The following is a 26,985-nucleotide window of genomic DNA, read 5'->3' as shown; positions in this document are numbered from 1 at the left end:
CGTCCGGCGTCAGCCGATACCGGGCGGCAGCGGATAGCGACGTCCGCCCCGTCCGGCCTTGACCACCTGGCCGGGCACGTCGTGGCCGAGCAGATCGGGCAGGGTCTCTGCGACGCGGATGAGCGCATCCAGGTCGACGCCCGTGTCGACGCCCATCTCCTCGAACATGTGCACCAGATCCTCGCTGCAGACGTTGCCGCTGGCCCCCGGCGCGAACGGGCAGCCGCCCAGCCCGCCGAGTGCCGCATCGAAATGGTGGATGCCGGCCTGCCAGCCTGCGAGCACGTTGGCCAGACCCATGCCGCGCGTATTGTGGACGTGCAGGGTCGGCGTGAGCATTGGATACCGTGCGATGACGGCTTCGCAGAGCGCGCCCACCTGACGCGGATTGGCCATGCCGGTGGTATCGCAGAGAGTGACGCCATCGACGTCCAGGGCGGCGAGACGGTCGATGATCTCGAGAACCCGCGACTCTGGCACCGCGCCGTCGAAGGGGCAGCCGAACGCGGTAGAGAGCGAGGCGTTGATGCGCACCGCGGGAGCACGCTCGCGAATCATGGCGACCAGCGGCGTGAAGCGCTCGAGCGACTGCCATGGCGTCATGCGCAGGTTGGCCAGCCCATGGCTGTCGCTTGCCGACATGACCAGGTTGATCTCGTCGGCATGGCCCGTGAGCGCGCCCTCGGCGCCTCGCTGGTTGGGCACCAGCGCCACGTAACGCACCCCGGCGCGACGCTGAATGCCGGCCATCACCTCGTGCGCGTCGGCCAGGTTGGGGATCGCCTTCGGCGAGGTGAAGGAAGTGGCTTCGACGGCCGCCACGCCGGTGGCCGAGAGCGCGTCGATGAGTGCGATCTTGTCCGCGGTCGGCAGCCAACGGGGCTCGATCTGCAGGCCGTCGCGGGGTGCCACTTCGTTGAGATGAACGCGTGACGTCATGAGGCCTGCTCGCTATCGCTCTCGTGCAGCACGCCGCGTTCGAACAGGGCGCGCTGGGTGTCGGCGTCGATACCCAGTTCGTCGAGCACCGCCCGTGTGTGCTGGCCCAGCCGGGGGCCGCCGCCGCCCACCCGGCCGGGGGTGCGACTCAGCTTGGGCATCACGCCGGGCACCTTGAGCTGGCGGCCGGTTTCGGTGGTGATGGTCTCGATCATCTGTCGGGCCCGATAGTGCGGGTCCTCGACGATATCGCGGGCGGTGTAGGGGTAGCCCGAGGGAACTCCGACGGCTTCCAGCACGCTCAGTACGTGATCGCGCGCGTGCCGGGCGGTCCACTCGGCGATGGCCGTATCGATGCGCTCGGCGTGCTGCGAGCGGCCATCGTTATGCGCCAGCGCCGGGTCCTGAGCAAGGTCGTCGCGGCCGATTGCCTGCATCAGGCGCTTGTAGATGCTGTCGCCGTTGCCGGCGATCAATACGTGTTCGCCGTCTTGGCAGGGGTAGGCATTCGACGGGGTGATGCCGGGCAATGCGCTGCCGCCGGGCTCGCGCACCACGTCGGCGCCATCGTACTCGGGAATCAGGCTCTCCATCATGGCGAACACCGATTCGTAGAGCGCCACGTCGATGTACTGGCCGCGGCCGCTGCGGTGGCGCTCCTGCAGGGCCAGCAGGGCACCGATCACCCCGTATAGCGCCGAGAGCGAGTCACCCAGGCTGACGCCGACCCGCACCGACCGCTCGCCGGCTTGGCCGGTCAGGTAGCGCAGTCCGCCCATCGCTTCGCCGATCACGCCGAACCCCGGGCGGTCACGGTAGGGGCCGGTCTGGCCGTAGCCGGAGATGCGCACCATGATCAGCGCCGGGTTCAGCTCGCTCAGCGCTTCCCAGCCCAGCCCCCACTTCTCCAGTGTGCCGGGGCGGAAGTTCTCCACCACGATGTCCGCCTCGGCCGCCAGCTGGCGCACGATCGCCTGACCCTCCTCGCTTCTGAGGTCGAGCGACAGCGAGCGCTTGTTGCGGGTCTGCACGTGCCACCACAGCGAAGTGCCCTCCTCGAGGATGCGCCAGCGTCGCAGCGGGTCACCGCTGCCGGGGGGTTCGATCTTGATGACATCGGCGCCGAACTCGCCGAGCAGTTTGGTCGCGAAGGGGCCGGCGATCAGCTGGCCCAGTTCCAGCACCTTCAAACCGGCGAGTGCGGCGGTCTGGTCGGCGGTCGTCATGGCGGCTCTCCCCAAAGGATCTGTTGGCGAGCATGGCCGAGGCCGTGGCGTCGCTTCAATTGGAGATTGACCAAGGCAGCGTTCGCAGACGGCGAAGACGCTGACACAATGGCGCCCCCGGTGTCGTCGCAGACGCCATCGCCACTGTCATCGTCACTGTCTTAACCCCAGTCACTACCCTCGCCCTCGCGGCGGAGAAGACGGCCCACTGCCGGAGAGCACCATGAAACGCCTCGATTTCGTCACCCTGCGCCTGTTCGTGGCGATCGCCGACGAGCTCAGCCTGACCCGGGCCGCTGAGCGCGAACACCTGGCGCTGGCGGCGGTCAGCAAGCGCATCAGCGATCTCGAGCAACAGCTCGGTATCTCGTTGCTCTACCGCCGCCCGCGCGGTATCGAGCTGACCGCGGCGGGCCACGCCTTTCTGCACCACGCCCACCAGATGTTGAACGACCTGTCGCGCCTGGATGCCGACATGAGCGAATACAGCATCGGGATCAAGGGTCATATCCGCCTGCACGCCAATACCTCCTCGATCATCGAGTTCCTGCCCGACGATCTGGGCGATTTCATGGAGCGCTTTCCCCAGATTCGCATCGACCTGCGCGAGCGGGTCAGCCACGAGATCATCGGCGCGGTGCGCGACGGTCTGGCCGATATCGGCCTCTACGCCGGGCATGTGAACGCCGAGGGGCTCGATGTGCGTCCCTGGCGACGTGACCGGCTGGTACTGGTCACGCCGGCGGATCACCCGCTGGCGGCGCGATCCCAGGTGGCGCTGTTCGATGCACTCGACAACGACTTCATCGGCCTGGAGCAGGACACCGCGCTGCAGGCGCTGCTGCAGCGGGGCTCGCGAGGATTCGACCGGCCGCTGCGAATGCGGATCCAGGTGCGCAGTTTCGAGGGCATCTGTCGCATGATCGATCGCGGCATGGGCGTCGGCATCCTGCCCGAGCGCGCCGTGGGTGCGGTACGTCACGGCCTGCGGCTCGCCACGTTACCGCTGACCGACGACTGGGCGGCGCGCGAGCTGTACCTGGCAGTGCGTGACGTGGCGGCGCTGCCGGTGATCGCCCGGCAACTGGTCGATCACCTGATGCGCTGCGGCGGACGCGACGACATCGCCTGACCCCGCTGGGTGGGGTCGGGTGTTGGCCTGCGACCAAGGTCGTATTGCTTCGCCATCGGCGAAGGCGCGCTTGATCAATCATCAATATCCAGCGTGCCGCGCGGCTGGATAGAGTCCCTTCCAAACTATTCGTGACCGGTGACGCCGATCGTGACCGCTGACGGCACGCCGTGAACGTCGACGCGTCGCCAGGTCACCGCCCGTGGAAGGAGAACGACATGCCCCGAATGAGCGAGCCGGTGCGCAAGCGCCGGGTGTGGATCGGCTTTGCGCTGCTCTTCGCGCTGATCAACCCCTGGTACTTTCCCGCCGGCATGACCACGCCGCTGATTCTGGGCGTGCCGTTGTGGGCGATCATCGTGCTGGTGGCATCGCTGGCGCTGTCGGTCTTCATTACCTGGGTGGTAATGACGCAATGGCACACCGACAGCGACGAGCGCTACGGCACCTCGGAAGATCACCCTAACCGCGACGGGGAGGCCTGAGCCATGGAAGTGGAACTTGCCTTCAGCGGCTGGTCGGGCATCTTGGTGCTGGCGCTCTACGGCACACTGATGCTCGGCGTGGGGCTTTACGCCTTTCTGCGTAACCGCGGCATGCGCGAGAGTCTGGACGAGTACTACCTCGGCGGTCGCGGACTGGGCGTGATGGTGCTGTTTTTCACCTTCTTCGCCACCCAGTACAGCGGCAACACGGTCATCGGCTATCCGCCCACCGCGTATCGCATGGGGTATCAGTACCTCGTCTCGGTGCCGTTTTTCATCATGATCATCATGGTGTATCTGTTGTTCGCACCGCGGCTCTACGCGCTGGGCCGACGCTTCAGTCTGCTGACACCGGTGGACTGGATCGCGCTGCGCTTTCGCTCGCGGCGTGTGGCCATTCTGGCGGCCACCCTGATGCTCTACGGTCTCGCCAACTATCTGCTGGAGCAGTTCGTGGCGATCGGCCAGGGCGTGGCGGGGCTCACGGGCGGTACCATTCCCTATCAGGTCGGCGTGATCTTCTTCATCGTCATCATGGTCGCCTACAGCTGGCTGGGCGGCATGCGCTCGGTCGCCTGGACCGACACCATCCAAGGGCTGGCGCTGCTGTTCGGTGTCTTTACGCTGCTGTTCGGATCGCTCTACTACTTCGGTGGCCTCGGTAGCGCCGCCGAGCTGATGCAGGCCACCACGCCGGAGCGGCTCGCACCGCCCGAGGGGCCGGCGCTGACGCGCTGGTTCAGTCTTCTGGTGCTGGTGGGCATCGGCGCGGCGATCTATCCCCACGCGGTGCAGCGCATCTTCGCTGCCAAGAGCGAGGCCACGCTGAAACGCTCGTTCATCCGCATGGCCTACATGCCGTTTCTGACCGCCGGCGTGGTGTTCATGGTCGGCATCATCGGCATCGCCGCCTTCCCGGGGCTGACCACTGCGGAGTCCGAGCAGCTGGTGGGCGTCATGGCCAACGCGCTCGCCAACCAGAATGCGTTCTTCTACTGGGCGATGGTGCTGCTGTTCGGCGGGGTGATCGCGGCGATCGTCTCCACCGCCGACTCGGTGCTGCTGACCTTCTCGTCGATCGTCTCCAACGATCTCTACGGTCGCTACGTGCGCCCCGACGCCAGCGAGTATCAGAAAGTGCTGGTCGGCAAGCTGGTGGGGCTGGTAGCCGTGGTGATTCTGGTGATCGTTGCCTGGTATCCGCCCGCCACGCTCTATCAGATCTTCGTACTCAAGTTCGAGCTGCTGATCCAGACGGCGCCGGCGCTGGTGCTCGGGCTCTACTGGACACGCCTCAATGAACGCGCGGTCTTCATCGGCATGCTGGTGGGAGCGCTGCTGGCGGCCGGTTTCACCTTCATCGGTCTGCGTCCGCTGGGCGTCTACAGTGGCCTGTGGGGACTGCTGCTCAACCTCGCCATCTGCGTGGGCGGCACCCTGATGTCGGCGGCCTCGGAAGAGAAGCGAGCGCATGCGCGTGAGGTCATCGGCTTTCGCTACTGACCGTTGGTCTCGCCATATCGGCCGCGCGCGAGATGTCAGCGGAATCCCGGCGCGGCTTCGGGGCCCTCATCGCTGACCCGCCAGTGCGGCGTCGATCAGGTGTTGGCGGTGCGAGCCTCGGGGGTGAGCGTCTGCGTGTGCAGCGTGTGGCCGTCGCTATCCTTGAGCCGCACCGTCAGTGACTCGCTCTCGCCGTCGAGGTCCACCTGCCCGAAGAACTGATAGCCCGCCGAGGGCGGCAGGTTCGATTGGCCCTCGGGCGGGGCCTTGTGAAAGACCACCTCCGGGCCGAAGGTCGCATCCATCTCGCTGGGGCCGAAGGTGCCGGCGTGGAGCGGGCCGCTGACGAACTCCCAGAAGGGCTTGAAGCGTTTGAATGCGGCGCGCTCGGGGGCGTAGTGATGCGCGGCGGTGTAGTGCACGTCGGCGGTGAACCAGACCACGTTGGCGATATCGTCGTCGCGAATCGCCTGCAGCAGCCGGGCGATCTCCAGCTCGCGGCCGAGCGGCTGGCCGTCGTCACCGTTGGCGATCGCCTCGAAATGGTCACCGTCCGCGACCACCATGCCGATGGGCATGTCGGCAGCGATGATCTTCCAGGTCGCGGTGGAGTCATTCAGCGCCTGTCGCAGCCAGCGGAACTGATTCTCGCCGAGAAACGCCGTTGCCTCCGAGGCATTCGATTGCCGATTGGGACTGTTGGGGCCGCGATAGCTGCGCATGTCGAGCATGAAGACTTCCATCCCCGGGCCGTAGGAGAAGCGCCGGTAGATGCGCTGCGGTGCCTCGGGGGGCATGCGGATCGGCATGTACTCGACGAACGCCTGCCGGGCGCGAGCCGAGAGCAGCGCCACGTTCTTCTCGGTGTAGCGGTCGTCGTCGAGAAGCTCCTGCGGATACCAGTTGTTGACCGTCTCGTGGTCGTCCCACTGCGCCAGCATGGGCACCTCGGCGGCGAAACGGCGGAAGTTGGCATCGAGATGGTTGTAGGCGTGCTGGCCGCGGTACTCGGCCAGCGTCTCCGCCACCTTCTGCTTGGCCGGCGTGACGACGTTGCGCCAGACGCCGCCGTCGGGCAGTTCAACCTCTGACTCGAGCGGGCCGTCGGCGTAGACACTGTCGCCGGAGTGGATGAAAAAATCCGGCTGGAGCTGGCGCATCGTTTCCCAGGTCCGCATGCCGCCGCGGGATTCGTCGATGCCCCAACCCTGACCGACCACATCGCCGGACCAGACGAAACGCAGGTTGCGTGGCGTGGTCGGCGGCAGGCGAAACTGCCCCACGACCGGCTCGCTCAGCGCGCGCTCGTCACCGTAGGCCGCGAACCGCACGCGGTAGTGGACCTGCTCCATGCCGCCGAGACCGGTGGCGTCGATCTTGCCGATCAGATCGCTGCTCGGCAGCACGTCGATGGGAGAAAGTCGGCGGGCGCCGCGAAATGCCGGGTTGTCAGCGATCTCGACCCACAGGCGCGAGGGCCGGCTAGCCCGTCCCCAGAGCATGGCGCGGTCGGCCATGACGTCGCCGCTCATCACGCCGCCTTCGACGCTTGGGCGCCGGCCCTCGGCGAGCACGATCGCCGGTGCGCCGAATAGCCCCATTCCTGCCAGACCGGCACCAAGCTGTCCGCTGGTGGTCAGGAAACGACGTCGTGTCAGTGAATCGTGTGGCTGTGTCATGCTGGACTCCTCTTCGCGCGAATCGGCGAAACTCGAGAAGAACAGGCTATTCGCCGTCGATGACGCTTGGATGAAGTGTCGTCGTCGGACCGGGCGCCGACCGTCAGCGAACGGCAACGGCTGACATGAGGGCGCATGCGCCCGGCGTGCGGCGTCAACATTCGACGGTAAGCAAAGGAGAGAGCGCGCATGATCAAACGTATCGGCAACACCGAGATCCAATCGCGCCACCGGTTGCACTGTCATTGCGGTGCGGTGGTGCTCGAACTCGAGCTCCCGGACGGCGTGGTCGATCCGCACCGCTGCGACTGCTCGCTATGCCGGCGCAAGGGGGCGATCACATCAGGCGTGCCGCTGACGGCACTGCATCTGATCGCGGGGGAGGACGCGCTGCGCTGCTACCAGTTCAATACCTTGGCGGCGAAGCACTACTTCTGCGGATACTGCGGTATCTACACCCATCACCGGCGTCGCTCGACCCCCAATGAGTACGGCTACAACATCGGCTGCCTCGAGGGCGTCAATCCGTATGATCTGGGCGAGGTCGTGGTCTACGACGGCGTGAACCATCCGGCCGACCGCTGACGCCCGGGGCGCCGGCGGTCGGCACGAGTCACGCATCGCGAGTTCAGGCGGGGGCTTCGCTGTCGACGTCGGCAGGGGTTTCGGCGTAAACCGGATAGTCGATATAGCCGACGTCGGTGCCGCCGTACATCGTTGCCGGGTCGACATCGTTCAGCGGCCAGCCGTTGGAGAGCCGTTCGGGCAGGTCCGGGTTGGCGATGAAGGGGCGGCCGAAGGCGAAGAGATCGCCGTAACCCTGCTCGCGCATCCACAGCGCTTTCTCCGGCGTGTAGCGCCCGGCGTAGAGCAGGCGCCCGGAGAAGGTCTTGCGCACGGCCCGGTAGAAGGTCTCCGGCAGGTCCGGGGCATTGTCCCAGTCCGCTTCGGCCAGCGACACGTAGGCGACACCTGCCTGCTCGAGTCGCTCGATCGCCGTGACATAGGTGGTTTGCGGATCGCTTTCGACCAGCCCCAGATAGACGCGATCCTCTTCGGTGCTCTCGAACAGCGGCGAGAAGCGAACCCCAACGCGCTCGGGGCCGAACACGCCGGCGACCGCTTCGACGATCTCTTCGAGAAAGCGCAGGCGATTGTCGAGGCTCCCGCCGTAGCGGTCGCTGCGAGTGTTGGTATGCTCGGAGATGAACTGGTTGACCAGATAGCCGTTGGCGCAGTGCAGCTCGACACCGTCAAAGCCGGCTGCCAGGGCATTGCGTGCGGCCTGGGCGTAGAGTGCCACCAGCTCTTCGACTTCCGCCGTGGTCAGCGCGTCGGGCTCGCTCGGCTCGGTCAGCATGCCTTCGCCCGGCGCGGTCTCGACGAAGACGCTGACCGAGTCGGCGCGAATCGCCGAAGGCGCGATCGGTGCCTTGCCGCCCGGCTGCAGTGAGCGGTGCGATACCCGGCCGACGTGCCAGAGCTGAGAGAAGATGACGCCATCGCGGGCGTGAACGGCCTCGGTCACCGCCTTCCAGCCCTCGATCTGCGCCTGGGAGTGGATGCCCGGCGTCCAGGCGTAGCCCTGGCCGCGCGGCTCGATCTGCGTACCCTCGGTGACCATGAACCCGGCGCCGGCGCGCTGGGCGTAATACTCGACCATCCACGCGTTGGGGACGTTGCCTGGCTGGCTGCTGCGCGAGCGCGTCAGCGGGGGCATCACGATGCGGTTTCTCAGGGTAAACGGCCCAAGACGGACCGATTCGAACAGTGCTGCGTTATCCATAGTCTTCCCACTCATGTCGTTGCGCCGGCGAATCGGGTCCACCGCGTCTCGGTCGATTTTGATGTGGGGAGATTAGGGAGTCGCAGCTACCATTTGAAACAAGGTTTTGTTGTAAAGGTTACCAATATGAGTGGTGATGAAGAGGGGGGCGACAGCGCCCGGCAGCCGGCCGGAAGCGCAAGCCGCGCCGGACGACTCAACCGGCTCGACCTGAAGCAGCTCCGGGTGCTTCAGGCGCTGCTGCGCGAGCGTAATCTCTCCCGCGTGGCGGCCGACATGGGCCTGACCCAGCAGGCCATCAGCGAGCAGCTGCGCAAGCTGCGGGAACTCTTCGACGACCGACTCTTTCTGCGGCAGGGCAATCGCATGAGTGCCACGCCGCTCGCGCTCGCGCTCGGCGAACGGGTCGGCCGGATTCTTCAGGAGATCGACTCGCTGCTGGAACCGAGCGAGTTTACCCCCGCCACCTACCAGGGGGTGGTGACGCTCAGCGCGACCGACTACGCGATGCAGGCGATCCTGCCGGCGTTTCTGCGTGAGGTGCGTCAGCAGGCGCCCCTGCTCAAGCTGATCGTGCAGCCCTTCGAGACCGACCGCGTCGAGCAGAAGCTGATGGCCGGCGAGCTCGATCTGGTGCTCTCGTTTCCCGACTTCCTGCCGGATTCGCTGCCCTACCTCACGCTCTTCGACGACCGTCACCTGTGTATCGCCAGCAGCGAGTCGACGCTGCACGGGTGCGCCTTCTCGATCGACGAGATCGCCGCCTTGCCGCAACTGGTGGTCTCGCCGTCGCGTTCGGCGCTCAAGGGCTCCCACGATCAGTGGTTTGCCAGCCAGGGGCTGGAGCGTAACATCGTCATGTCCGTGCCGACCTTCAAGGCGGCACCGGACGTGCTCTACACCACCGACCTGATCGCGTTCTACCCTTCTCGGCTGCTGCCCAATCCCAAGGTGGCAGCGCTGACGGTCGACTTTGCCACCCCGACCTTCGAGGTTGCCGTTGCCTGGCATCCGCGCACCCAGGAGAGCGCGATTCATCAGTGGATGATCGAGAAACTCGAGCGCATCTCCGGATAATTCGCCGCTCGCGGCCCATGACGACAAAGCCGCCCTGAGAGGCGGCTTTGAGCGGCGAGTTGCCGGGTGGCGCGTATCGTGAGATCAGTGGGCGTTCGCCGCGCGCCAGGCGTGAAGCTTTCTGTAGCTCTCGATCAGGCGCTGGTGCCGGTCGATGCCGTCCAGTTCGCTGTTGGTAGGCGTGAGGCCGTAGAAGCGCACGTCGCCGTTGACCGAGCCGACGGCGGCGTTGATCTTCTCCTCGCCGAACATGCGGGTGAGGTTACGCTGGTAGTCCGCGAAGTCGAGATCGTCATCCAGTGCGATCTCCAGCACCGCCGAGAGCGCCTGATAGAACAGGCCGCGGTCGCGGGTGTTGTCGTTGAACTGCAGGAACATCTGCGCGCGGTCCAGCGCGTCCTCGTACTGGCCCAGCGCCAGGCTGATCAACAGCTTCAGCTCGGCGATGGTCAGCTCTGACCACACCGTGTTGTCGTCGAACTCGATGCCGATGAGCGTGACGATCTTCATCTGCTCGTCGAGCTCGCTCTCCTCCAGTCGCGTGAGCAGGTCGGCGAGCGCCTCGTCCTCCAGCGCATGCAGGTTGAGAATCTCGTCGCGGTAATTGAGCGCCATGTTGGTGTTGTCCCACACCAGATCCTCCACCGGATAGACCTCGGAGTAGCCCGGCACCAGGATGCGACAGACCGGCGCGCCGAGGTCTTCATGAATGGCGACGTAGGCTTCCAGCCCCTCCGCTTCGAGGATGCCGAACAAATTGGCGGTCTCTTCCGCGGTCGTGCCGGAGAAGTCCCACTCGACGAAGTCGACATCGGCGCTGTCGCTGAAGAAGCGCCAGGAGACGACCCCGGAGGAGTCGATGAAGTGCTCGACGAAGTTGTTGGGCTCCGCCACTGCCTGGGCGTTGAAGGTCGGTGCCGGCAGGTCGTCCATGCCTTCGAAGCTGCGCCCCTGCAGCAGCTCGGTGAGGCTGCGCTCGATGGCGACCGAAAGGCTCGCGTGGGCGCCGAAGGAGGCGAAAACGCCGCCAGTACGCGGATTCATCAGCGTCACGCAGGCGACCGGGAAGCGCCCGCCTAATGATGCATCCTTCACCAGCACCGGAAAGCCCTGCGCTTCCAGCGCCTTCACGCCCTCGCTGATAGACGGGTATTGCGCCAGCACGGCGTCCGGTACGTCCGGCAGGGCGATCTCCTCTTCCAGAATCTGGCGCTTCACCGCCCGCTCGAAGATCTCCGAGAGGCACTGCACCTGAGCTTCGGCAATGGTGTTGCCGGCACTCATGCCGTTGCTGAGATACAGATTCTCGATCAGGTTCGACGGGAACCACACCGTCTCGCCGTCGGAGTGGCGCTGGAACGGCAGTGAGACGATGCCGCGGTCGGTGCGTCCGGAGTTGGTATCGAACAGATGCGAGCCTCTGAGCTCGCCCTCCGGGTCGAAGAGTGCGCGGCAGTGATCGTCGAGAATCTCCGCCGGCAGCTCATCGTTCGGCCCTGGCTGGAACCAGCGCTCGTTGGGATAGTGGACGAACTCGGCATCGGCGATCTCGCGGCCGAAGAACTGGTCGTTATAGAAGAAGTTGCACGAGAGGCGCTCGATGAATTCGCCCAGTGCCGAGCAGAGCGCGGCCTCCTTGGTCACGCCCTTGCCGTTGGTGAAGCACATCGGCGACGCCGCATCGCGAATGTGCAGCGACCAGACGTGGGGCACGATGTTGCGCCAGGAGGCGATCTCGATCTTCATGCCGAGCCGCTCGAGGATGCCGGTCATGTTGGCGATGGTCTGCTCCAGCGGCAAGTCCTTGCCCTCGATCCAGGTTCCGTCGCCCTCGCCGCCGTCCTTGTCGAGTGCGCCGCCCATCAGCAGCGCCTGGGCGTCCTCGTCGATGTTGTCCACCGCCTCGATCTGGAACTCGGGGTTGTTCTGGATCACCCGCTTGACCGAGCAGCGCTCGATGGAGCGCAGAATGCCGGTGCGGTCCTTGTCCGAGATCTCCGCCGGCAGCTCGACCTGAATGCGGAAGATCTGGTTGTAGCGGTTCTCAGGATCGACGATGTTGTTCTGCGAAAGCCTTATGTTCTCGGTGGGAATCTCGCGAGCGTTGCAGTAGACCCGCACGAAGTAGGCCGCGCAGAGCACCGTGGAGGCGAGGAAGTAGTCGAACGGCCCCGGTGCCGAGCCGTCGCCCTTGTAGCGGATCGGCTGGTCGGTGAGCACCGTGAAGTCGTCGAACTTCGCCTCCTGGCGCAGGTTGTCGAGATAGTTGACCTTGATTTCCATAGGGTAGACCGGGTTGGCAAGTGGCAGGGCTGCGCAAGCGCGAGCCGAATGGCGGCCATTATCCGGGTTTGGGCAGGGGATGTCTTGGGGGAGGGGTAAACCCTGCGGTCGGATTCTTTCTTTCGAATAACATCCCAATTGTTTAAATCGGTGCGATTAAGAGGAAGGTGAAAACAGTAATAGCTGACACGCAGATTTCAGCGATAACCAACGTTTGGTTTTGCGGTTGTTTGCCCACTGATAGTCAAAGTGCATCCCGTCAAACCGGGATTTATCGCTGTAACCTATAAGTTATGACTCTCTGGTGGTGTTTTCTGGACTCTGGGTGCTCAAACGCCCTATCGCTTTGGGGGTTCGAGTGCTCAATTGGCAATCAATACTCTTGCTTGTTTCGCTATGGTTCTCCCAAAAAGGGATTATCTCAGGTTCCCCAAGCCATACAGCTTTTCAAATCGGCCTGTCTCATCGAATACCAGCCGATACACCCCGTGCACCCCCTCCGGCCCGACGATGCGGTGCAGCGCCCGCGCGGGAAAGCGCACGCGGCGGCCATCGAGGCTTCGCGCATCGATCCAGTCGGCGTGGCCGGCGTAGTAGTGACGGCACTCATCGAGCGTCAGCGAGAGTGAAATGTCGACGTGGGGCATGGCGGTCTTCGGTAGAGATCATCCTGGAACTATCGGCGGGCGCTCACTCGACTTTAAAGCGTGCGGTGTGGCCGGCTATTCGACCATGGTGGTGGCCTGGGAAGGTTGTCGTCTCGCGGATCCACGGCCGAGCACGGGGCCCGTCCGTCGGCGCAACGACAGAGGTTTGATAACGACAGAAGTTTGATAGCGCCGAAGGTGTCACGTGTCGGTAGGAAACGCGTGTTTTGTCGCCTAGCAGGCACCTTCGTGTCCTGTTGGGTTTTACAGAGCGGTGGCAAGCGCAAAAAGCGCCGGCGCCCCCTCTGCTTCTTGCTGAATGCGCTCATCGAGCGGTGTGGCGTAGGTCTCGAGCAGTGCGCCCAGCACCGAGTAAAAACCGACCAGTGCGATCAGGTCGAAGACGGCATCGCGGCCGATGGCGTCGGCGAGTTCGGCCTCCTGATCGGGGCCGAGGGCGTGACGGTCGAGCAGGGCATCCACGGCGCCGACGATCAGGGCGTCCGTCCCTTGCGGTATGTGACGAATCGATTCGATCCGGGCGTCGTCGAAGCCGAGCTGGCGGGCGCGGCTGACGTGGTGCGCCCACTCGTAGGCGGACTGCAGCCGGTGGCCGGCGCGCAGGATGGCGACTTCGCTGAGCGCCGGACCCAAGGCGTTGGCCTCGACCAGATGGCGGCGCAGCGGTGCCCAGGCTTTGAGCAGCGAAGGGCGGTGCGCCATGGTGCGGTAGACGTTGAGCGAGCCGGCGAAGCCCGCGCGCAGATCGGCGATCGTCTCCGGCCAGTCGGCGTCGGCCAGCGGTGGACAGGGGGAGTCATGGCGGGGGGCGGTCATTGGCGGCGCTCCAGTACGGGTGGCACAAGACGGAATTCCGGTGTCACTTGCCGATCGCGGCGTGGATGGCATCGGTGAGGCGTTCGACGATCCGATCGATGTCGGCAGCGCCGATGACGTAGGGCGGTGCGAGCAGGACATGGTCGCCACGCACGCCGTCGAGGGTGCCGCCGGCGGGGTAGCAGATCAGCCCTCGCGCCATCGCCTCGGCCTTGATCCGCGCGTGAAGCCTGCGTGCCGGGTCGAAGGGCGTCTTGGTCTCGCGGTCGGCGACCAGCTCGATACCGCGAAAGAGCCCGCGGCCGCGGATATCGCCGACGTGGGGCGAATCGCCGAGCGCCTGCTCGAGCCCGCGCTGCAGCCGCTCGCCCATGGCATTCACGTTGGCGAGCGTGTCGGGCCGGGCGATGATCTCCACCACCTTGTTCGCCGCCGCGGCAGCCATCGGGTGACCGAGGTAGGTATGCCCGTGCTGGAAGAACCCCGAACCGCCAGCGAAGGCGTCGAAGATCCGCTCGGAGAGCATGACCGCGCCGATCGGCTGATAGCCGCCGCCGAGACCCTTGGCGATGGTGACGATATCCGGCGTGACGCCCTCCTGCTCGCAGGCGAAGACGCTGCCGGTACGCCCCATCCCGCACATCACTTCGTCGAGGATCAGCAGTACGCCGTGTTGGTCGCAGATCCGGCGCACGCGCCGGAAATAGTCCGCGGTGGCGGTCACGGCGCCGAGCGTCGCCCCCACCACCGGCTCGGCGACGAACGCCATCACGTTCTCGGCGCCGAGGGCGAGAATCTCGGCTTCCAGCTCTTCGGCGAGGCGGGCGGCGTAGGCCTCGGGCATTTCGCCATCGCGCTGATCGCGATAGGCGTAGCAGGGCGAGACGTGGTGCGTTTCCGGCAGCAGCGGCTCGAACGGCGCCCGACGCAGCGCGTTGCCGCCGGTCGCGAGCGCGCCGAGCGTATTGCCGTGGTAGCTCTGACGTCGGGCGATGATATGGCGCCTGGCAGGTTCGCCGATTTCGACGCAGTACTGCCGCGCCATCTTCAGCGCCGCTTCCACCGCCTCCGAACCGCCGGAGACGAGATAGACGTGATTCAGCCCGCCGGGCGCGAGTTCGACCAGCCGCTCGGCGAGGGACTCTGCCGCCTCGGTAGTGAAAAACGCCGTGTGGGCGTAGCAGAGGCGGTCGAGCTGCTCGCGCATGGCCGCGAGCACCTCCGGGTGGCCGTGCCCCACGCTGGTGACCGCCGCGCCGCCGGAGCCGTCGAGATAGCGCTTGCCGTCAGCGGCGGTGATGGTGACCCCTTCGGCACTCACGGCGTGGGGCAGGGAAGCGTCGATGCGGCGATGCAGAATACGGGACACGGGCGAAGGCTCCGAAGGCGCGGGATACGGTCGACGATGAGGGAACGCCGACATCTTTGCAACATATGAATCTCTATGTGTTAATAAGATCCAAATAAATCATATGTGTTTCATCCTCGACCTTGGCGACGCGAACTCGTGGTCGATGCCACGGGCGACGGCACAGTGACCGCCGAGGATCGAAACGCAAGACCGGTCGGCGGGTTCGAGGAGACGATGAATGGTCGATAGAGAGACGCTGCGAGAATCGATCGTTGCCAGTTTCGAGACGATGTCGCCCCAGTTGCGCCAAGCGGCGCGGTATATTCTCGAGCATCCGGACGAGGTGGCGCTGGTATCGATGCGCGAGCTGGCGCGCCACGCCGGTGTGAAGCCGGCGACGATGACGCGACTGGCGAAGTTTCTGGGGCTGGCAGGATATGAAGAGCTGCGCGACGGCTACGCCCAGGCGGTGCGTCTTGGCGGCCAGGAGCCACGCCGACGTGGATTCGCGGCCGGCCTGGCGTCGCGGGACGCGGCCGGGGGGAGCGCTGCGTCGCGAGCCGATCGACGGCTGGGGTCCCTCGGCGACCAGCTCGAGCGGCTACGTGCCCCGGAGATGCTTGAAGCGATCGGCAATAGCGCGGCGCTGCTCGCGGGGACGCGTCGTGTTTACGTGCTGGGGCGCCGCTCATGTCATGCCTTGGCTTGGCATTTTCACTACGTGCTGTCGCTGCTCGGCGAGCGTTCGGTGCATCTCGACGCCCCGGGTGGCACTGGCGGTGACGCCTTGAGTCGAGCTCAGCCCGGAGACGTACTGCTGGCATTTTCAGTCCATCCCTACACCGCCGACACGCTGGCACTCGTCCGTTGGGCGCGCGAGCGAGGCTGTCGCGTGATCGCCGTGACCGACAGCCCCGTCTCGCCACTGGCCACTTTCGCCGAGCAGGTCCTCGTCTGTCCGACGGGCGGCGATAGCTTCTTTCATACCCTTACGCCCGCGCTCGCCGTCTCCGAGGCGCTGTGCGCTCTATTGGCGGAAGCCGATACCGAGACGACCCGAGCCGGGCTCGCGTCGATGGATGAACAGCTGGCGCATCTCGATACCTTCGTCGAGTCGACTCACGGCAGCGATCGCCGGGAGTGAGCTCTGCCGTGCAGGTTAGTCAGGCTCGGTGGCGGTAGGTAAACAGCATGATCCGAATACAACACGATAAAGGAGCGATGCAGATGAAAGCGACCGTGACCCCTTGGATCGTCGGGGCGCTTCTGGCCACGACGGGCGTGGCCGAGGCGCAGGACAAATCGCTGACGCTCGGCACCAACAACTGGGCGGAGAACATCGCCGTCGCCAATCTGTGGAAGCTCGTGCTCGAGAATCACGACTACGACATCGAGCTTGCCAACGTCGGCAAGAGTGCACTCTTCGCCGGGATGGCCGCGGACGATATCGACCTGTCGCTCGAGCTGTGGCTGCCGTATACCGACAAGGCGTTTCTCGCACCCTACAAGGAGACGCTCGAGGTTCACGACGCCTGGTACGACCGCACCGGCCTGGGACTGGTGGTGCCGAGCTACGTCGATATCGACAGCATCGGTGAACTTGGCGAGCGTGCCGACGAGTTCGAGTATCAGGGCCGTCCGACCATTCTGGGCATCGACCCGGGGTCGGCGATCGCCGGCATGACCGACGACGCCATCGAGACCTACGAACTGCCGCTTGAGCAGGTAAACAGCTCGGAACCGGCGATGATGTCGGCGCTCGGCAGCGCCTACGCGAACCAAGAACCGATCGTGGTTACGCTGTGGAATCCGCACTGGGCGTTTGCCGATTACGATCTCAAGTATCTCGACGACCCGGAGAAGGTCTATGGCGACGGCGATACCATCTACTGGTTCTCCCGCGAAGGGTTCGCTGCCGACGACCCCTGGCTGACGGCGGTGCTCGACGCTTGGCACATGAGCGACGAGAGTCTCGGCGAGCTGATGTCGGAGATAGAATCCGTGGGCGACCCGGTCGACGGTGCGCAAACCTGGCTCGATGCCAACCGCGATCAGGTCGACGGCTGGCTCGCCGCCGGCGACGACGCCTAGCGTTCCCTCAACGCTGGCGGGGCGTTCACGCTTATCCGGCGTTCCCTCAGCGCTTGGCGGGCGTTCACGCTTGCTGAGCGTCCGCGCTAGGTCAGCGCTTCCAGATCCCGATACAGCGGTTCCGGGATCGTCACGCCCGCTTGGTGGCTGCGTTCCCGTGCTTCGAACCGGCGCTGGGAGGGCAGCCGTGCGCCTTGGTCGAGAATTCGCTCGAAGAGCCGCTCGGCGTGATCGAGCTGGCCGTCAGTGCGCTCGCCGAGAAAGGCCTTCGGCGACAGCGCGATGATCAGCTCGCCGTGATGCGGTCGGCCGGTGCCGGCGTCGTTGGCGGCTTGAGTCTCGAAGCTCAATGCGTCGTCGATCAGCGGGCCTGCGAGCAGCTCGATCATGGTCGAGAGCGCCGAGCCCTTGTGGCCGCCGAAGGGCAGCATGGCACCCTCGAGAGCGGCGGTCGGGTCGTTGGTGGGGGCGCCGTCGCGAGCCACGGCCCAGCCCTCGGGGATCGCGTCACCGGCGCGCTGGTGAAGCTCGATCTCGCCGCGGGCGGCGACGCTGGTGGCGAAGTCGAAGACGTAGGGGTGTGCGCCCGGGCGCGGCCAGGCGAAAGCGAACGGGTTGGTCCCCAGCAGCGCCTGCACGCCGCCGGCGGGGGCGACGAAGGCCTGCGTCGGGTTCATGGCGATGGCCGCGAGCCCCAGTTCTGCTAGTGCCTCGACCTCGGACCAGAGCGCGGAAAAGTGAAAGCAGCGGTTGATCGCGAGCACGGCGATGCCGTTCTGCGCCGCCTTGGCCTGGAGCGCGGCCTTGCCCTGCTCGAAGGCGAGCAGCGAACAGCCGTGCCGGGCGTCGATGCGCACGATCCCGGGAGCCTGATCGATCACCTCGGGGGCGAGACGCGTCTCGAGGGCGCCCTTGCGCGCCGCCTCCACGCAGCCGAGCAGCCGATAGAGCCCGTGGGAGTGGCACTCGTCGCGCTGGGCGGCGACGACGCTGCGGGTGATCGCCTCGGCATGGGCGTCGCTGAAGCCGGCGTCGGCCAGAATGCGCCGGCTCAGCGAGTCGGCCTCTGAAAGCGTGAGGGTGACGGTCTCGGACATGAAGCACTCGGGATGGCATGGAACGGGAGGGCATGGCGTCGGCGCCACAGGCATCGCCAGCGGCGTGGCGAGACAGGGTAACGGGTCTCGAGGTTGTCGCCCGTTAGACCAAGGTCGAGCGCGAGGCAGTCATACGACCGGCGCGCCTACGACGAAAGAAGCAGGCGCAACGCATGGAGCCGGCGCCGGCTGACGCGTAGCTTGGAGACGTTCCGGGCTTGCCGCCTGCGTCGTCATCGCTGAGGTCAGTCGATACGGCAACGACCGAGAACGTCTCCCTCAGGCCGACGAGTCACGCCATGATCATCTCCGCCGCCACCGATTACCGCCGCGCCGCCCGGCGCCGCCTGCCGCCGTTTCTGTTTCACTACGCCGACGGCGGCTCCTACGCCGAGCACACGCTCAAGCGCAACGTCGACGACCTCTCCGAGATCGCGCTGCGTCAGCGGGTGCTCAAGGACATGTCCGAACTGTCGCTGGAGACCGAGCTGTTCGGCGAGCGGCTGCCGATGCCGGTGGCGCTGGGGCCGATCGGCCTGGCCGGCATGTTCGCCCGGCGCGGCGAGGTGCAGGCGGCGCGGGCGGCGGCGGCGAAGGGCATTCCGTTCACGCTCTCCACGGTATCGGTCTGCCCGGTAGAGGAGGTCGCCCGCGCCTCCAGCCGTCCCATCTGGTTCCAGCTCTACGTGCTCAAGGACCGCGGCTTCATGCAGCACGTGCTGGAGAAAGCGTGGGCGGCGGGGGTGCGCACGCTGGTGTTTACCGTCGACATGCCCACGCCTGGCGCGCGCTATCGTGATGCGCACTCCGGCATGAGCGGCAGGTTCGCCGCCCAGCGGCGGATGCTGCAGGCGGCGACGCATCCGTTCTGGAGCTGGGATGTGGGGCTCAAGGGGCGCCCGCACGATCTGGGCAACGTCTCGGAATATCGTGGCCAGGTGACGGGGCTCGAGGACTATATCGGCTGGCTTGCGAAGAATTTCGACCCGGCCATCTCGTGGAAGGATCTGGAGTGGATCCGCGAGTTCTGGAAAGGACCGATGATCATCAAGGGGATTCTCGACCCCGAGGACGCCCGCGATGCGGTGCGCTTCGGTGCCGACGGCATCGTCGTCTCCAACCACGGCGGGCGTCAGCTCGATGGCGTACTGTCGACCACGCGGGCGCTGCCCGCGATTGCCGAGGCGGTGGGCGGCGATCTCACCGTGCTGGCGGACTCCGGCGTGCGCAACGGGCTCGACGTGGTGCGACTGCTGGCGCTGGGCGCCGACAGCGTGCTGCTCGGTCGCGCCTGGCTCTTCGCGCTGGCCGCGGCAGGAGAGGCCGGTGTCTCCCACATGCTCGAGCTGTTCGAAAAGGAGATGCGGGTGGCGATGACGTTGACCAGCACCCGCTCGATCGCCGATCTCGGCCCGGATTCGCTGGTACCGGCCTGATCCCGTGCCGGCGCAAGCCGAGAGGTTGCCGGGGCGCTCGACGTCGGTGGCGAAACACGAAATCGACGACGATGGATGGGTGATTGCGACCAGATACAACGATCTAACGCCATTGCCGGATTGATCTTGCGCGACGGATCGCTCTACTCTGTCGCGATTGCCGGTCGTCCGCGATCGGTAGCAGGTGCGACACTGACCACTGGCCACAAGCCAGACATCACAATAACAGCAAGCGCTGTGCGGAGAATGATAATGAAAAAGACGTTACTGGCCGCTAGCGTGGCGGCCGCGGTAATGGCCACCACTCCGGTAATGGCAAAAACTCTCGTCTACTGCTCGGAAGGCTCTCCGGAAGGCTTCGATCCCTCGCTCTACACGGCAGGGACAACCTTCGACGCCTCGAGCAAAACGGTCTACAACCGCATCGTGCAGTTCACCCCGGGCACCACCGAGGTCGAACCGGCACTGGCCGAGAGCTGGGAGGTCTCCGACGACGGACTCGAGGTCACTTTCCACCTGCGTGACGACGTCAAATTCCAGACCACCGACTACTTCACCCCGAGCCGCGGCCTCACTGCCGACGATGTCATCTGGACCTTTGAGCGCCAGATGGACGAAAACAACGAGTACTACAAGCTCGCCAACGGTGGCTTCGAGTACTTCAACGCCATGAGCATGGGCGAACTGATCGAGTCGATCGAGAAGGTCGACGACCACACCGTCACTTTCCATCTGACCCGTCCGGAAGCGCCGTTCATCGCCAACCTCGCGATGGATTTCGCCTCGATCCACTCCAAGGAGTATGAAGAGCAGCTGATCGAGCAGGGGAATCCGGAGCAGGCCAACCAGCGCCCCATCGGCACCGGCCCGTTCCAGTTCGTCGACTACCGTGAAGACGCCGCGATCCGTTATCAGGCCAACCCGGACTACTTCCGTGGCCAGCAGCCGATCGACAATCTGGTGTTCGCGATCACCTCCGACGCCCAGGTGCGCTATCAGAAGCTGCGGGCCGGCGAGTGCCACGTGATGCCGTTCCCCAATCCGTCCGACGTCGACGCGATGAAGAGCGCCGACGACATTCAGGTGCTCGAGGAGCCGGGACTCAACGTCGCCTACTTCGCCTACAACACCCAGCAACCGCCGTTCGATCAGGTCGAGGTGCGCAAGGCGTTGAACATGGCCGTCAACAAGGAAGCGATCATCGACGCGGTGTTCCAGGGCGCGGGCGAAGTCGCCAAGAACCCGATTCCGCCGACCATGTGGGGCTACAACGACGACATCGAAGACGACCCCTACGATCCCGAGCAGGCCCAGCAGATGCTCGAGGACGCCGGCGTCGAGGACCTTGAGATGGATCTGTGGGCGATGCCGGTTCAACGGCCGTACATGCCCAACGCGCGGCGGACTGCCGAGCTGATGCAGTCGGATCTGGCCAAGGTCGGTGTGACCGCCAACATCGTCACCTACGAATGGGGCGAGTACCTAGAGCGCTCCAAGAACGAGGATCGCGACGGTGCGGTCATTCTCGGCTGGACCGGCGACAACGGCGACCCGGACAACTTCCTCGGCGTGCTGCTCGGCTGCGACGGGGTGGGTGGCGCGAACCGCTCCCAGTGGTGCTACGAGCCGTTCGACGAGCTGATTCAGAAAGCCAAAACGCTGGACGATCAGGCCGAACGCGCCGCGCTCTACGAGCAGGCTCAGGTGATCTTCAAGGAGCAGGCGCCCTGGAACACCATCGCCCACTCCACGGTCTTCATGCCGCTTCGTCAGGACGTGACGGGCTATACGGTCGATCCGCTCGGTGGCCATAGTTTCGAAGGCGTCGACATCGAAGAGTAACTCCCTCCCTTCGTGGTGCGCGAAGCGGCCCTGACAGCCGCTTCGCGCCCGCGCGTGACTAGCCAGACTTCCAATATGCTCAGATTCCTACTGGTCAAGCTGGCGCAGCTGGTGCCGACCTTCATCGGCGTCACCATCGTGGCGTTCGCTTTCATTCGCCTGTTGCCGGGCGACCCGATTCTTCTCATGGCGGGCGAGCGGGGTATCTCCGCGGCGCGCTATGCCGAGCTGCAGGCGCAGTTCGGCTTCGACCGACCGCTGGTCGTTCAGTACTGGGACTTCCTGAAGGGGCTCCTGCAAGGCGATCTCGGCGATTCACTGGTCACGCATTCGCCGGTCACCGGTGAATTCTTCAGCCGCTTTCCGGCCACGCTGGAGCTTTCGCTCTTTGCCCTCGCCTTCGCGGTGATCATCGGCCTGCCGGCAGGCGTGCTCGCGGCGACTCGGCGCGGCAAGCTGCTCGATCACACCGTCGTCGGTGTCAGCCTCACCGGCTACTCCATGCCGATCTTCTGGTGGGGGCTGTTGTTGATCATGTTCTTCTCCGGGACGCTGGGCTGGACGCCGGTTTCCGGGCGAATTTCATTTATGTACTTCATCGATTCGGTCACCGGATTCATGACCATCGATACGCTGCTGGCGGGAAATTGGGACGCGTTTCTCTCGGCCCTGCACCATCTGGTTCTGCCATCGATCGTGTTGGGGACCATTCCGCTGGCGGTGATCGCGCGTCAGACCCGCTCCTCCATGCTCGAGGTGCTGGGCGAGGACTATGTGCGCACGGCGCGCGCAAAGGGGCTCTCCAACTTCCGCGTGATCATGGTCCACACCCTGCGCAATGCGCTGATCTCGGTGGTCACGGTGATCGGGCTGCAGGTGGGCTTGCTGCTCGCCGGCGCCATCCTCACCGAGACGATCTTCTCCTGGCCCGGTATCGGCAAGTGGATGATCGATGCGATCTCGCGGCGTGACTACCCCTCGGTGCAGGGCGGTCTGGTGCTGATCGCGTTCATCGTGATGATCGTCAATCTGCTGGTGGATGTGGCCTATGGCGTCATCAACCCGCGCATTCGCCACTAAGGGGGCATGACAATGGCTGCAATCTCCACCCCCGCTGCACCCGGCACTTTCCGCTATCAGCTGGGTTCGTTCTGGAAGGACTTCAGTACCAACCGTGGCGCGCTCACCGGGCTGATCTTCATCACGCTGATCATGCTGGTGGCGCTGTTCGCTCCCTGGGTCGCGCCGCACGATCCGGCGATGCAGGACCGCTCGGCGCTGCTGGTGCCGCCGGTCTGGCACGACGAGGGGAGCTGGCGCTATCTGCTGGGCACCGACGCCGTGGGTCGCGACATCCTTTCGCGGCTGATCTTCGGTGCGCGCTACTCGCTCTCGATCAGCGCCATGGTGGTGCTGCTCTCGATGATCGGCGGCATCTTCCTCGGCCTGTTGGCGGGCTATTTCCGTGGATGGGTCGAGACCATCATCACCCGTGTCATGGACGTGGTACTGGCGTTTCCGAGCCTGCTGCTCGCCCTCGGGCTGGTGGCGATCCTGAGTCCCGGCCTGACCAGCGCGATGATCGCCATCGCCCTGGTGCAGCTGCCGTATTTCGTGCGCCTGACCCGGGCGGCGGTGATCGGCGAAAAGAGCCGCGAGTACGTCATCGCCAGCCGACTGGCGGGCGCCGGGCACATGCGGTTGATGTTCAATACGCTGTTGCCCAACTGCATGGCGCCGCTGATCGTGCAGGCGACCCTGTCGTTCTCCACCGCGATTCTGGATATCGCTGCACTCGGCTTTCTCGGCATGGGCGTACAGCCGCCGACGCCCGAGTGGGGCGCGATGCTCGCCAATGCCCGCGAGTTCATGGGCAGCGCCTACTGGGCGGTGACCTTCCCGGGGCTGGTGATCCTGCTGACGGTATTGATGATCAACGTGATGGGTGACGGCCTGCGCGACGCGCTCGACCCCAAGATGAAACGCTCATAACGCCGGAGGACTTCACATGGCTTTACTCGATATCGAAGGCCTCAGCGTTCGTTTCCAGACGAGCAGCGGGCTGTTTGCCGCCGTGGAGGACGTGGATATCCGCGTCGACCGCGGCGAAGTGTGGTCGATCGTCGGCGAGTCCGGTTCCGGCAAGTCGGTTTCGATGCTGGCGACCATGGGGCTGCTGCCGTGGACGGCTCAGGTCACCGCAGACAGGATGGAGTTCGACGGGCGTGATCTTCAGCAACTGAGCGCCCGCGAGCGCCGTCGGATCGTCGGGGGCGAGATGTCGATGATCTTTCAGGAGCCGATGACCAGCCTGAACCCCTGCTTCACCGTCGGCACCCAGATCGACGAGATGATCAAGCAGCACAAGGGCGGAAATCGCAAGGAGCGCCACGAGCGGGCCCTCGACCTGCTCGCCCAGGTCGGTATCCCCGACCCGGCCCGACGGATCAAGGCGTATCCGCACCAGCTATCCGGCGGCATGAGTCAGCGCGTGATGATTGCCATGGCGATCTCCTGCGATCCACGCCTGCTGATTGCCGACGAGCCGACCACGGCACTCGACGTCACCATTCAGGCGCAGATTCTCGAGCTGCTGCTCAAGCTGCAGGAAGAGACCGGCATGGCGCTGATTCTGATCACCCACGACATGGGTGTGGTGGCAGAGACGGCCAGGAACGTGATCGTCCAGTATGCCGGACGGCAGGTGGAGAAGCAGGCGGTGAAGTCGCTCTTCGCCAGTCCACGTCACCCCTACACCGAGGCGCTGCTGTCGGCGCTGCCGGAGCGCGCCAGCGGTCAGGATCGCCTGCCGACCATCCCCGGCGTGGTGCCCGGCCAGCACGACCGGCCCACGGGGTGCCTGTTCAACCCGCGCTGTCAGTACGTGACCGAGCACTGCCGCGAGGTCGCTCCGGTCGCCTCGCCGGGCGACCCGGCGCGTACGCTCTGCCACTACCCGCTGGGAAGCCCTGGCGATGCCACCACGCCGGACGACGTGTCGCCGGGCGACCTGCCGCCGGCACCCAGCGACTCGGACGCCAGCCAATCGGAGGTGCGCCCATGAGCGGTGACGCCGTACTCAGCGCACGTCATCTCACGCGCCATTATCAGGTCAAGGGCGGCACCTTCTCCAAGCCGGCCACGGTGAAGGCGCTCAATGAGGCGAGCTTCGAGCTCTATCCCGGCCAGACGCTGGCGGTGGTCGGCGAGTCGGGCTGTGGCAAGTCGACGCTGGCCCGCGTCCTGACGATGATCGAGCCGCCCACCAGTGGCGAGCTCACCATCGGCGGCCACCACGTCTCGCTCAAAGAGGGTCAGCGTCCGCCCGCCGAGCTGCGCCGCGAGGTGCAGATCATCTTCCAGAACCCCTACGGCTCGCTCAATCCGCGCAAGACCGTGGCGACAATGCTGGAGGAGCCTCTGCGGCTCAATCGCCGTGAGATGAGCGCTACCGAGCGACGCGAAAAGGCACTGGAGATGATCGCCAAGGTGGGGCTGCGACCCGAGCACGCCGACCGCTATCCGCACATGTTCTCCGGCGGCCAGCGGCAGCGGATCGCCATCGCTCGCGCGCTGATGCTCAACCCGCGCATCCTGGTGCTCGACGAGCCGGTGTCGGCGCTGGATCTGTCGATTCAGGCGCAGGTACTCAACCTGCTGGCGGATCTTCAGGACGAGTTCGGGCTGGCCTACGTGTTCATCTCTCACGATCTCTCGGTGGTGCGCCGCATCGCCGACGACGTGATCGTGATGTACTTCGGTCAGCCGGTAGAGACCGGGCCGGCGGAGGAGGTGTTTACCACGCCGCGCCACCCCTACACCCAGGCGCTGTTCTCGGCGACGCCCGTGGCCGACCCCAATCGCCAGCGCGAGCGGGTCAAGCTCAAGGGGGAACCGCCGTCACCGCTCAGCCCGCCGCCGGGTTGTCCGTTCGCCCCACGCTGTCATCTGGCAACGGACGAATGCACGCAGATCGACCCGCCGCTCGAGACCGTCGTCGACGGGGTCGAGGTCGCGTGTATCCACGTCGATCAGGCGACCGCTCAGCACGCCGTTGCTGAGGCGAGGTAGGGCGCTGGGGGGCTGATGCGAGGTCGGTCGTTGCGGTGCCACTACGGCGAGTGACGCCTGGTGGCGCCGCAGCGCTGGGCGCGCGCCGCGGCGAGTCGTTTCCCAGCCCATTCACCGCTTTCGTTGGCATCATGATTGGCTAGGCTAGAGGCCAACGCACGATGAAGGAGTGATGGCCATGCCCCAGCCGATACTGGTTCCCATGGATGGTTCGCCAAGCGCGCGCCGGGCGCTCGAACATGCCGCGCTGATGCAGCGTGCCAGCGGCGCGGCGGTGCATCTACTGCACGTGCCGGAACCGCCGCCCGCGGATGAGCATCTCGGTGCCATAGTGGGGGTGCCGCCGATGGCCGCCTCCGAGGAGCCGGACGAAACCCGCGGGCTTCGCCTGCTCGAGGAGGCGTGGCAGGCCCTCGGGAATGCCGACGGCGCGATCGACTATCACATCGAATATGGCGAGGCGGAAACCGTGATCGCCGAGAAAGCGAGCGAGCTGAATGCCCAGTGTATCGTCATGGGCAGCCGCGGCCTCGGCAATCTCAAGAGCCTGTTCGTGGGCAGCGTGTCGAAGAAAGTGATGGATCTGGCGCCTTGCCTGGTGATCACGCTTCATGCGCCGCAGACGGACGCCGAATAACGCCCCTGCCGGCGGCGTCGCGGTTGCGACGTCGCCGGCGATCAGGCGAGCGTGACCTGATAGCGAAACGTCTTCGCATCCCCCCGTGAACGTCGATACTCCAGCGGGGTGCCGTCGTAGCCGAGCGCCAGTCGCTCGACCTGTACCACGGCCGCGCCGGTATCGATTTCCAGTGCCTGGGCGGTTGCCGACGACGCGTCGACGATAGTCAGCGTCTCATTGGCCGAGCCGATCAGCTGGCCGCATTCGCTCTCGTAAAAGGGGTAGAGCAGATTGCCGAAGTCGGCCGGTTCGATGTGCATCAGGGCGGCAAAGCGTGAAGCCGGCAGCCAGATCTCTTCATGATAGATGCGCCTGCCCTCGAGCTCGCGCACCCGTTCGACTCGGATCGCCTCCTCGTCCGTTTCGAGACCCAATGCCGCCGCCACGTCTTCCGCAGGGACGACCCTCTCACGCGAAAGGACCCGACCTTCGGGAATGCGGCGCTCGCCCTGGGCGTCCAGCTGACGAAAGAACCGAAAGAGCGACCCTTCGAAGTTGGGACGGCGGATAAAGGTGCCGCGGCCCTGGCTGCGCTCCATCAACCCGTCCTGCACTAACGTATCCACGGCCTTTCTCAGCGTGCCGACCGCGACCCCGTAGTGCTTGGTGAGCTCCGTCTCCGTCGGGATGGCGCCACCCGGCGACCATTCGCCGGAGGCGATCTTGGCGAGCATGTCGTCTCGCAGACGCTGATAGAGCGGCAGTCGCGAATCCATCTTGAGTCCCGTTCGCTTCATGGTGTCCCCTAAAGTAATGCCCCGGTACCGACTTTAGTCTTAGACGCCCCCGCAGCGGCGCTAAAGCAGATAAGGTAGCACTCCAAA

At 65.4% G+C, this 26,985-nt stretch carries 24 protein-coding genes; 14 read left to right on the top strand and 10 right to left on the bottom strand.

What is annotated here, in order from left to right:
- Window positions 1-9 precede the first annotated feature (9 nt).
- Window positions 10-939, bottom strand: a complete 930-nt coding sequence (locus DOM41_RS01245; protein WP_110685025.1) for a hydroxymethylglutaryl-CoA lyase — start codon at window positions 937-939, stop codon at window positions 10-12.
- A complete protein-coding gene (locus DOM41_RS01240) occupies window positions 936-2,165 on the bottom strand; it encodes a CaiB/BaiF CoA transferase family protein (protein ID WP_110685024.1) in 1,230 nt (409 codons plus the stop codon). The genes DOM41_RS01245 and DOM41_RS01240 overlap by 4 nt, the downstream gene beginning before the upstream one ends.
- Window positions 2,166-2,388: 223 nt before the next feature.
- Between DOM41_RS01240 and DOM41_RS01235 the strand changes: the two genes are divergently transcribed.
- The 3 genes from DOM41_RS01235 to DOM41_RS01225 all read left to right on the top strand — a co-directional run bounded on the left by DOM41_RS01235 (window position 2,389) and on the right by DOM41_RS01225 (window position 5,285).
- A complete protein-coding gene (locus tag DOM41_RS01235; RefSeq protein WP_110685023.1) occupies window positions 2,389-3,297 on the top strand; it encodes a LysR family transcriptional regulator in 909 nt (302 codons plus the stop codon).
- A 218-nt stretch (window positions 3,298-3,515) separates the two neighbouring features.
- The gene (locus tag DOM41_RS01230; RefSeq protein ID WP_110685022.1) at window positions 3,516-3,782 is read left to right on the top strand and encodes a hypothetical protein; all 267 of its coding nucleotides are present in this window, start codon (window positions 3,516-3,518) and stop codon (window positions 3,780-3,782) included.
- Window positions 3,783-3,785: 3 nt separating this feature from the next.
- Window positions 3,786-5,285, top strand: a complete 1,500-nt coding sequence (locus DOM41_RS01225) for a sodium:solute symporter family protein (protein ID WP_110685021.1) — start codon at window positions 3,786-3,788, stop codon at window positions 5,283-5,285.
- 95 nt (window positions 5,286-5,380) lie between these two features.
- Here the strand turns inward: DOM41_RS01225 and DOM41_RS01220 are convergent, their stop codons facing one another.
- Entirely contained in the window at window positions 5,381-6,964 is a 1,584-nt protein-coding gene (locus tag DOM41_RS01220) for an alkaline phosphatase D family protein (protein WP_110685020.1), read from the bottom strand.
- Window positions 6,965-7,153: 189 nt separating this feature from the next.
- On the opposite strand from DOM41_RS01220, the gene DOM41_RS01215 reads away from it, so the two are divergent.
- Complete coding sequence (locus tag DOM41_RS01215) at window positions 7,154-7,549, top strand: GFA family protein (protein WP_110685019.1); 396 nt, start codon at window positions 7,154-7,156, stop codon at window positions 7,547-7,549.
- 43 nt (window positions 7,550-7,592) lie between these two features.
- Here DOM41_RS01215 and DOM41_RS01210 read toward each other — a convergent pair whose 3' ends face one another.
- A complete protein-coding gene (locus DOM41_RS01210; protein WP_110685209.1) occupies window positions 7,593-8,765 on the bottom strand; it encodes an alkene reductase in 1,173 nt (390 codons plus the stop codon).
- Window positions 8,766-8,876: 111 nt separating this feature from the next.
- Here DOM41_RS01210 and DOM41_RS01205 point away from each other — a divergent pair, with 111 nt between their 5' ends.
- A complete protein-coding gene (locus DOM41_RS01205; protein ID WP_110685018.1) occupies window positions 8,877-9,827 on the top strand; it encodes a LysR family transcriptional regulator in 951 nt (316 codons plus the stop codon).
- A gap of 84 nt (window positions 9,828-9,911) precedes the next feature.
- On the opposite strand, the gene DOM41_RS01200 is transcribed toward DOM41_RS01205, so the two are convergent.
- The 4 genes from DOM41_RS01200 to DOM41_RS01185 form a co-directional block, all read right to left on the bottom strand.
- Window positions 9,912-12,110: an OsmC domain/YcaO domain-containing protein gene (locus DOM41_RS01200; protein WP_110685017.1), complete on the bottom strand. Its 2,199-nt coding sequence runs from the start codon at window positions 12,108-12,110 to the stop codon at window positions 9,912-9,914.
- 416 nt (window positions 12,111-12,526) lie between these two features.
- Window positions 12,527-12,757 carry a DUF2835 family protein gene (locus tag DOM41_RS01195; RefSeq protein ID WP_110685016.1) on the bottom strand — a complete coding sequence of 77 codons (231 nt, stop codon included), beginning with the start codon at window positions 12,755-12,757 and terminating at the stop codon, window positions 12,527-12,529.
- A gap of 264 nt (window positions 12,758-13,021) precedes the next feature.
- A complete protein-coding gene (locus tag DOM41_RS01190) occupies window positions 13,022-13,594 on the bottom strand; it encodes a carboxymuconolactone decarboxylase family protein (protein ID WP_110685015.1) in 573 nt (190 codons plus the stop codon).
- A gap of 43 nt (window positions 13,595-13,637) precedes the next feature.
- Window positions 13,638-14,963 carry an aspartate aminotransferase family protein gene (locus tag DOM41_RS01185; protein WP_110685014.1) on the bottom strand — a complete coding sequence of 442 codons (1,326 nt, stop codon included), beginning with the start codon at window positions 14,961-14,963 and terminating at the stop codon, window positions 13,638-13,640.
- 220 nt (window positions 14,964-15,183) lie between these two features.
- On the opposite strand from DOM41_RS01185, the gene DOM41_RS01180 reads away from it, so the two are divergent.
- Together DOM41_RS01180 and DOM41_RS01175 are read left to right on the top strand one after the other, a co-directional pair.
- Window positions 15,184-16,089, top strand: coding sequence for a MurR/RpiR family transcriptional regulator (locus DOM41_RS01180; RefSeq protein ID WP_110685013.1), 906 nt, complete (start codon window positions 15,184-15,186; stop codon window positions 16,087-16,089).
- Window positions 16,090-16,172: 83 nt separating this feature from the next.
- On the top strand, window positions 16,173-17,036 hold the full coding sequence (locus DOM41_RS01175) for a glycine betaine ABC transporter substrate-binding protein (RefSeq protein WP_110685208.1): 864 nt from the start codon (window positions 16,173-16,175) through the stop codon (window positions 17,034-17,036).
- Between the two features lie 86 nt (window positions 17,037-17,122).
- On the opposite strand, the gene DOM41_RS01170 is transcribed toward DOM41_RS01175, so the two are convergent.
- Window positions 17,123-18,133 (bottom strand): Ldh family oxidoreductase, encoded by a 1,011-nt coding sequence (locus DOM41_RS01170; RefSeq protein ID WP_110685012.1) that lies wholly within the window; start codon window positions 18,131-18,133, stop codon window positions 17,123-17,125.
- Between the two features lie 299 nt (window positions 18,134-18,432).
- On the opposite strand from DOM41_RS01170, the gene lldD reads away from it, so the two are divergent.
- From lldD to DOM41_RS01135, 7 genes are all read left to right on the top strand, one after another.
- Window positions 18,433-19,569, top strand: a complete 1,137-nt coding sequence (gene lldD, locus DOM41_RS01165; RefSeq protein WP_110685011.1) for an FMN-dependent L-lactate dehydrogenase LldD — start codon at window positions 18,433-18,435, stop codon at window positions 19,567-19,569.
- 252 nt (window positions 19,570-19,821) lie between these two features.
- Complete coding sequence (locus DOM41_RS01160) at window positions 19,822-21,411, top strand: ABC transporter substrate-binding protein (RefSeq protein WP_223160896.1); 1,590 nt, start codon at window positions 19,822-19,824, stop codon at window positions 21,409-21,411.
- Between the two features lie 75 nt (window positions 21,412-21,486).
- Window positions 21,487-22,491, top strand: a complete 1,005-nt coding sequence (locus DOM41_RS01155; RefSeq protein ID WP_110685009.1) for an ABC transporter permease subunit — start codon at window positions 21,487-21,489, stop codon at window positions 22,489-22,491.
- Between the two features lie 12 nt (window positions 22,492-22,503).
- The gene (locus tag DOM41_RS01150) at window positions 22,504-23,403 is read left to right on the top strand and encodes an ABC transporter permease subunit (protein WP_223160895.1); all 900 of its coding nucleotides are present in this window, start codon (window positions 22,504-22,506) and stop codon (window positions 23,401-23,403) included.
- Window positions 23,404-23,419: 16 nt separating this feature from the next.
- Window positions 23,420-24,475: an ABC transporter ATP-binding protein gene (locus DOM41_RS01145; RefSeq protein ID WP_110685007.1), complete on the top strand. Its 1,056-nt coding sequence runs from the start codon at window positions 23,420-23,422 to the stop codon at window positions 24,473-24,475.
- Window positions 24,472-25,482 (top strand): dipeptide ABC transporter ATP-binding protein, encoded by a 1,011-nt coding sequence (locus DOM41_RS01140; RefSeq protein ID WP_110685006.1) that lies wholly within the window; start codon window positions 24,472-24,474, stop codon window positions 25,480-25,482. The genes DOM41_RS01145 and DOM41_RS01140 overlap by 4 nt, the downstream gene beginning before the upstream one ends.
- A 178-nt stretch (window positions 25,483-25,660) precedes the next feature.
- Complete coding sequence (locus DOM41_RS01135; protein WP_157956807.1) at window positions 25,661-26,119, top strand: universal stress protein; 459 nt, start codon at window positions 25,661-25,663, stop codon at window positions 26,117-26,119.
- Between the two features lie 41 nt (window positions 26,120-26,160).
- Here DOM41_RS01135 and DOM41_RS01130 read toward each other — a convergent pair whose 3' ends face one another.
- Window positions 26,161-26,898 carry a GntR family transcriptional regulator gene (locus DOM41_RS01130; protein ID WP_110685004.1) on the bottom strand — a complete coding sequence of 246 codons (738 nt, stop codon included), beginning with the start codon at window positions 26,896-26,898 and terminating at the stop codon, window positions 26,161-26,163.
- Window positions 26,899-26,985: the final 87 nt, after the last annotated feature.

Origin of the sequence: Salinicola aestuarinus (genome assembly GCF_003206645.1) — a bacterium.
GTDB lineage: Bacteria > Pseudomonadota > Gammaproteobacteria > Pseudomonadales > Halomonadaceae > Salinicola > Salinicola aestuarinus.
Note: the sequence above shows the minus strand (reverse complement) of the source record. Positions and strands in the feature narration are given on the sequence as shown.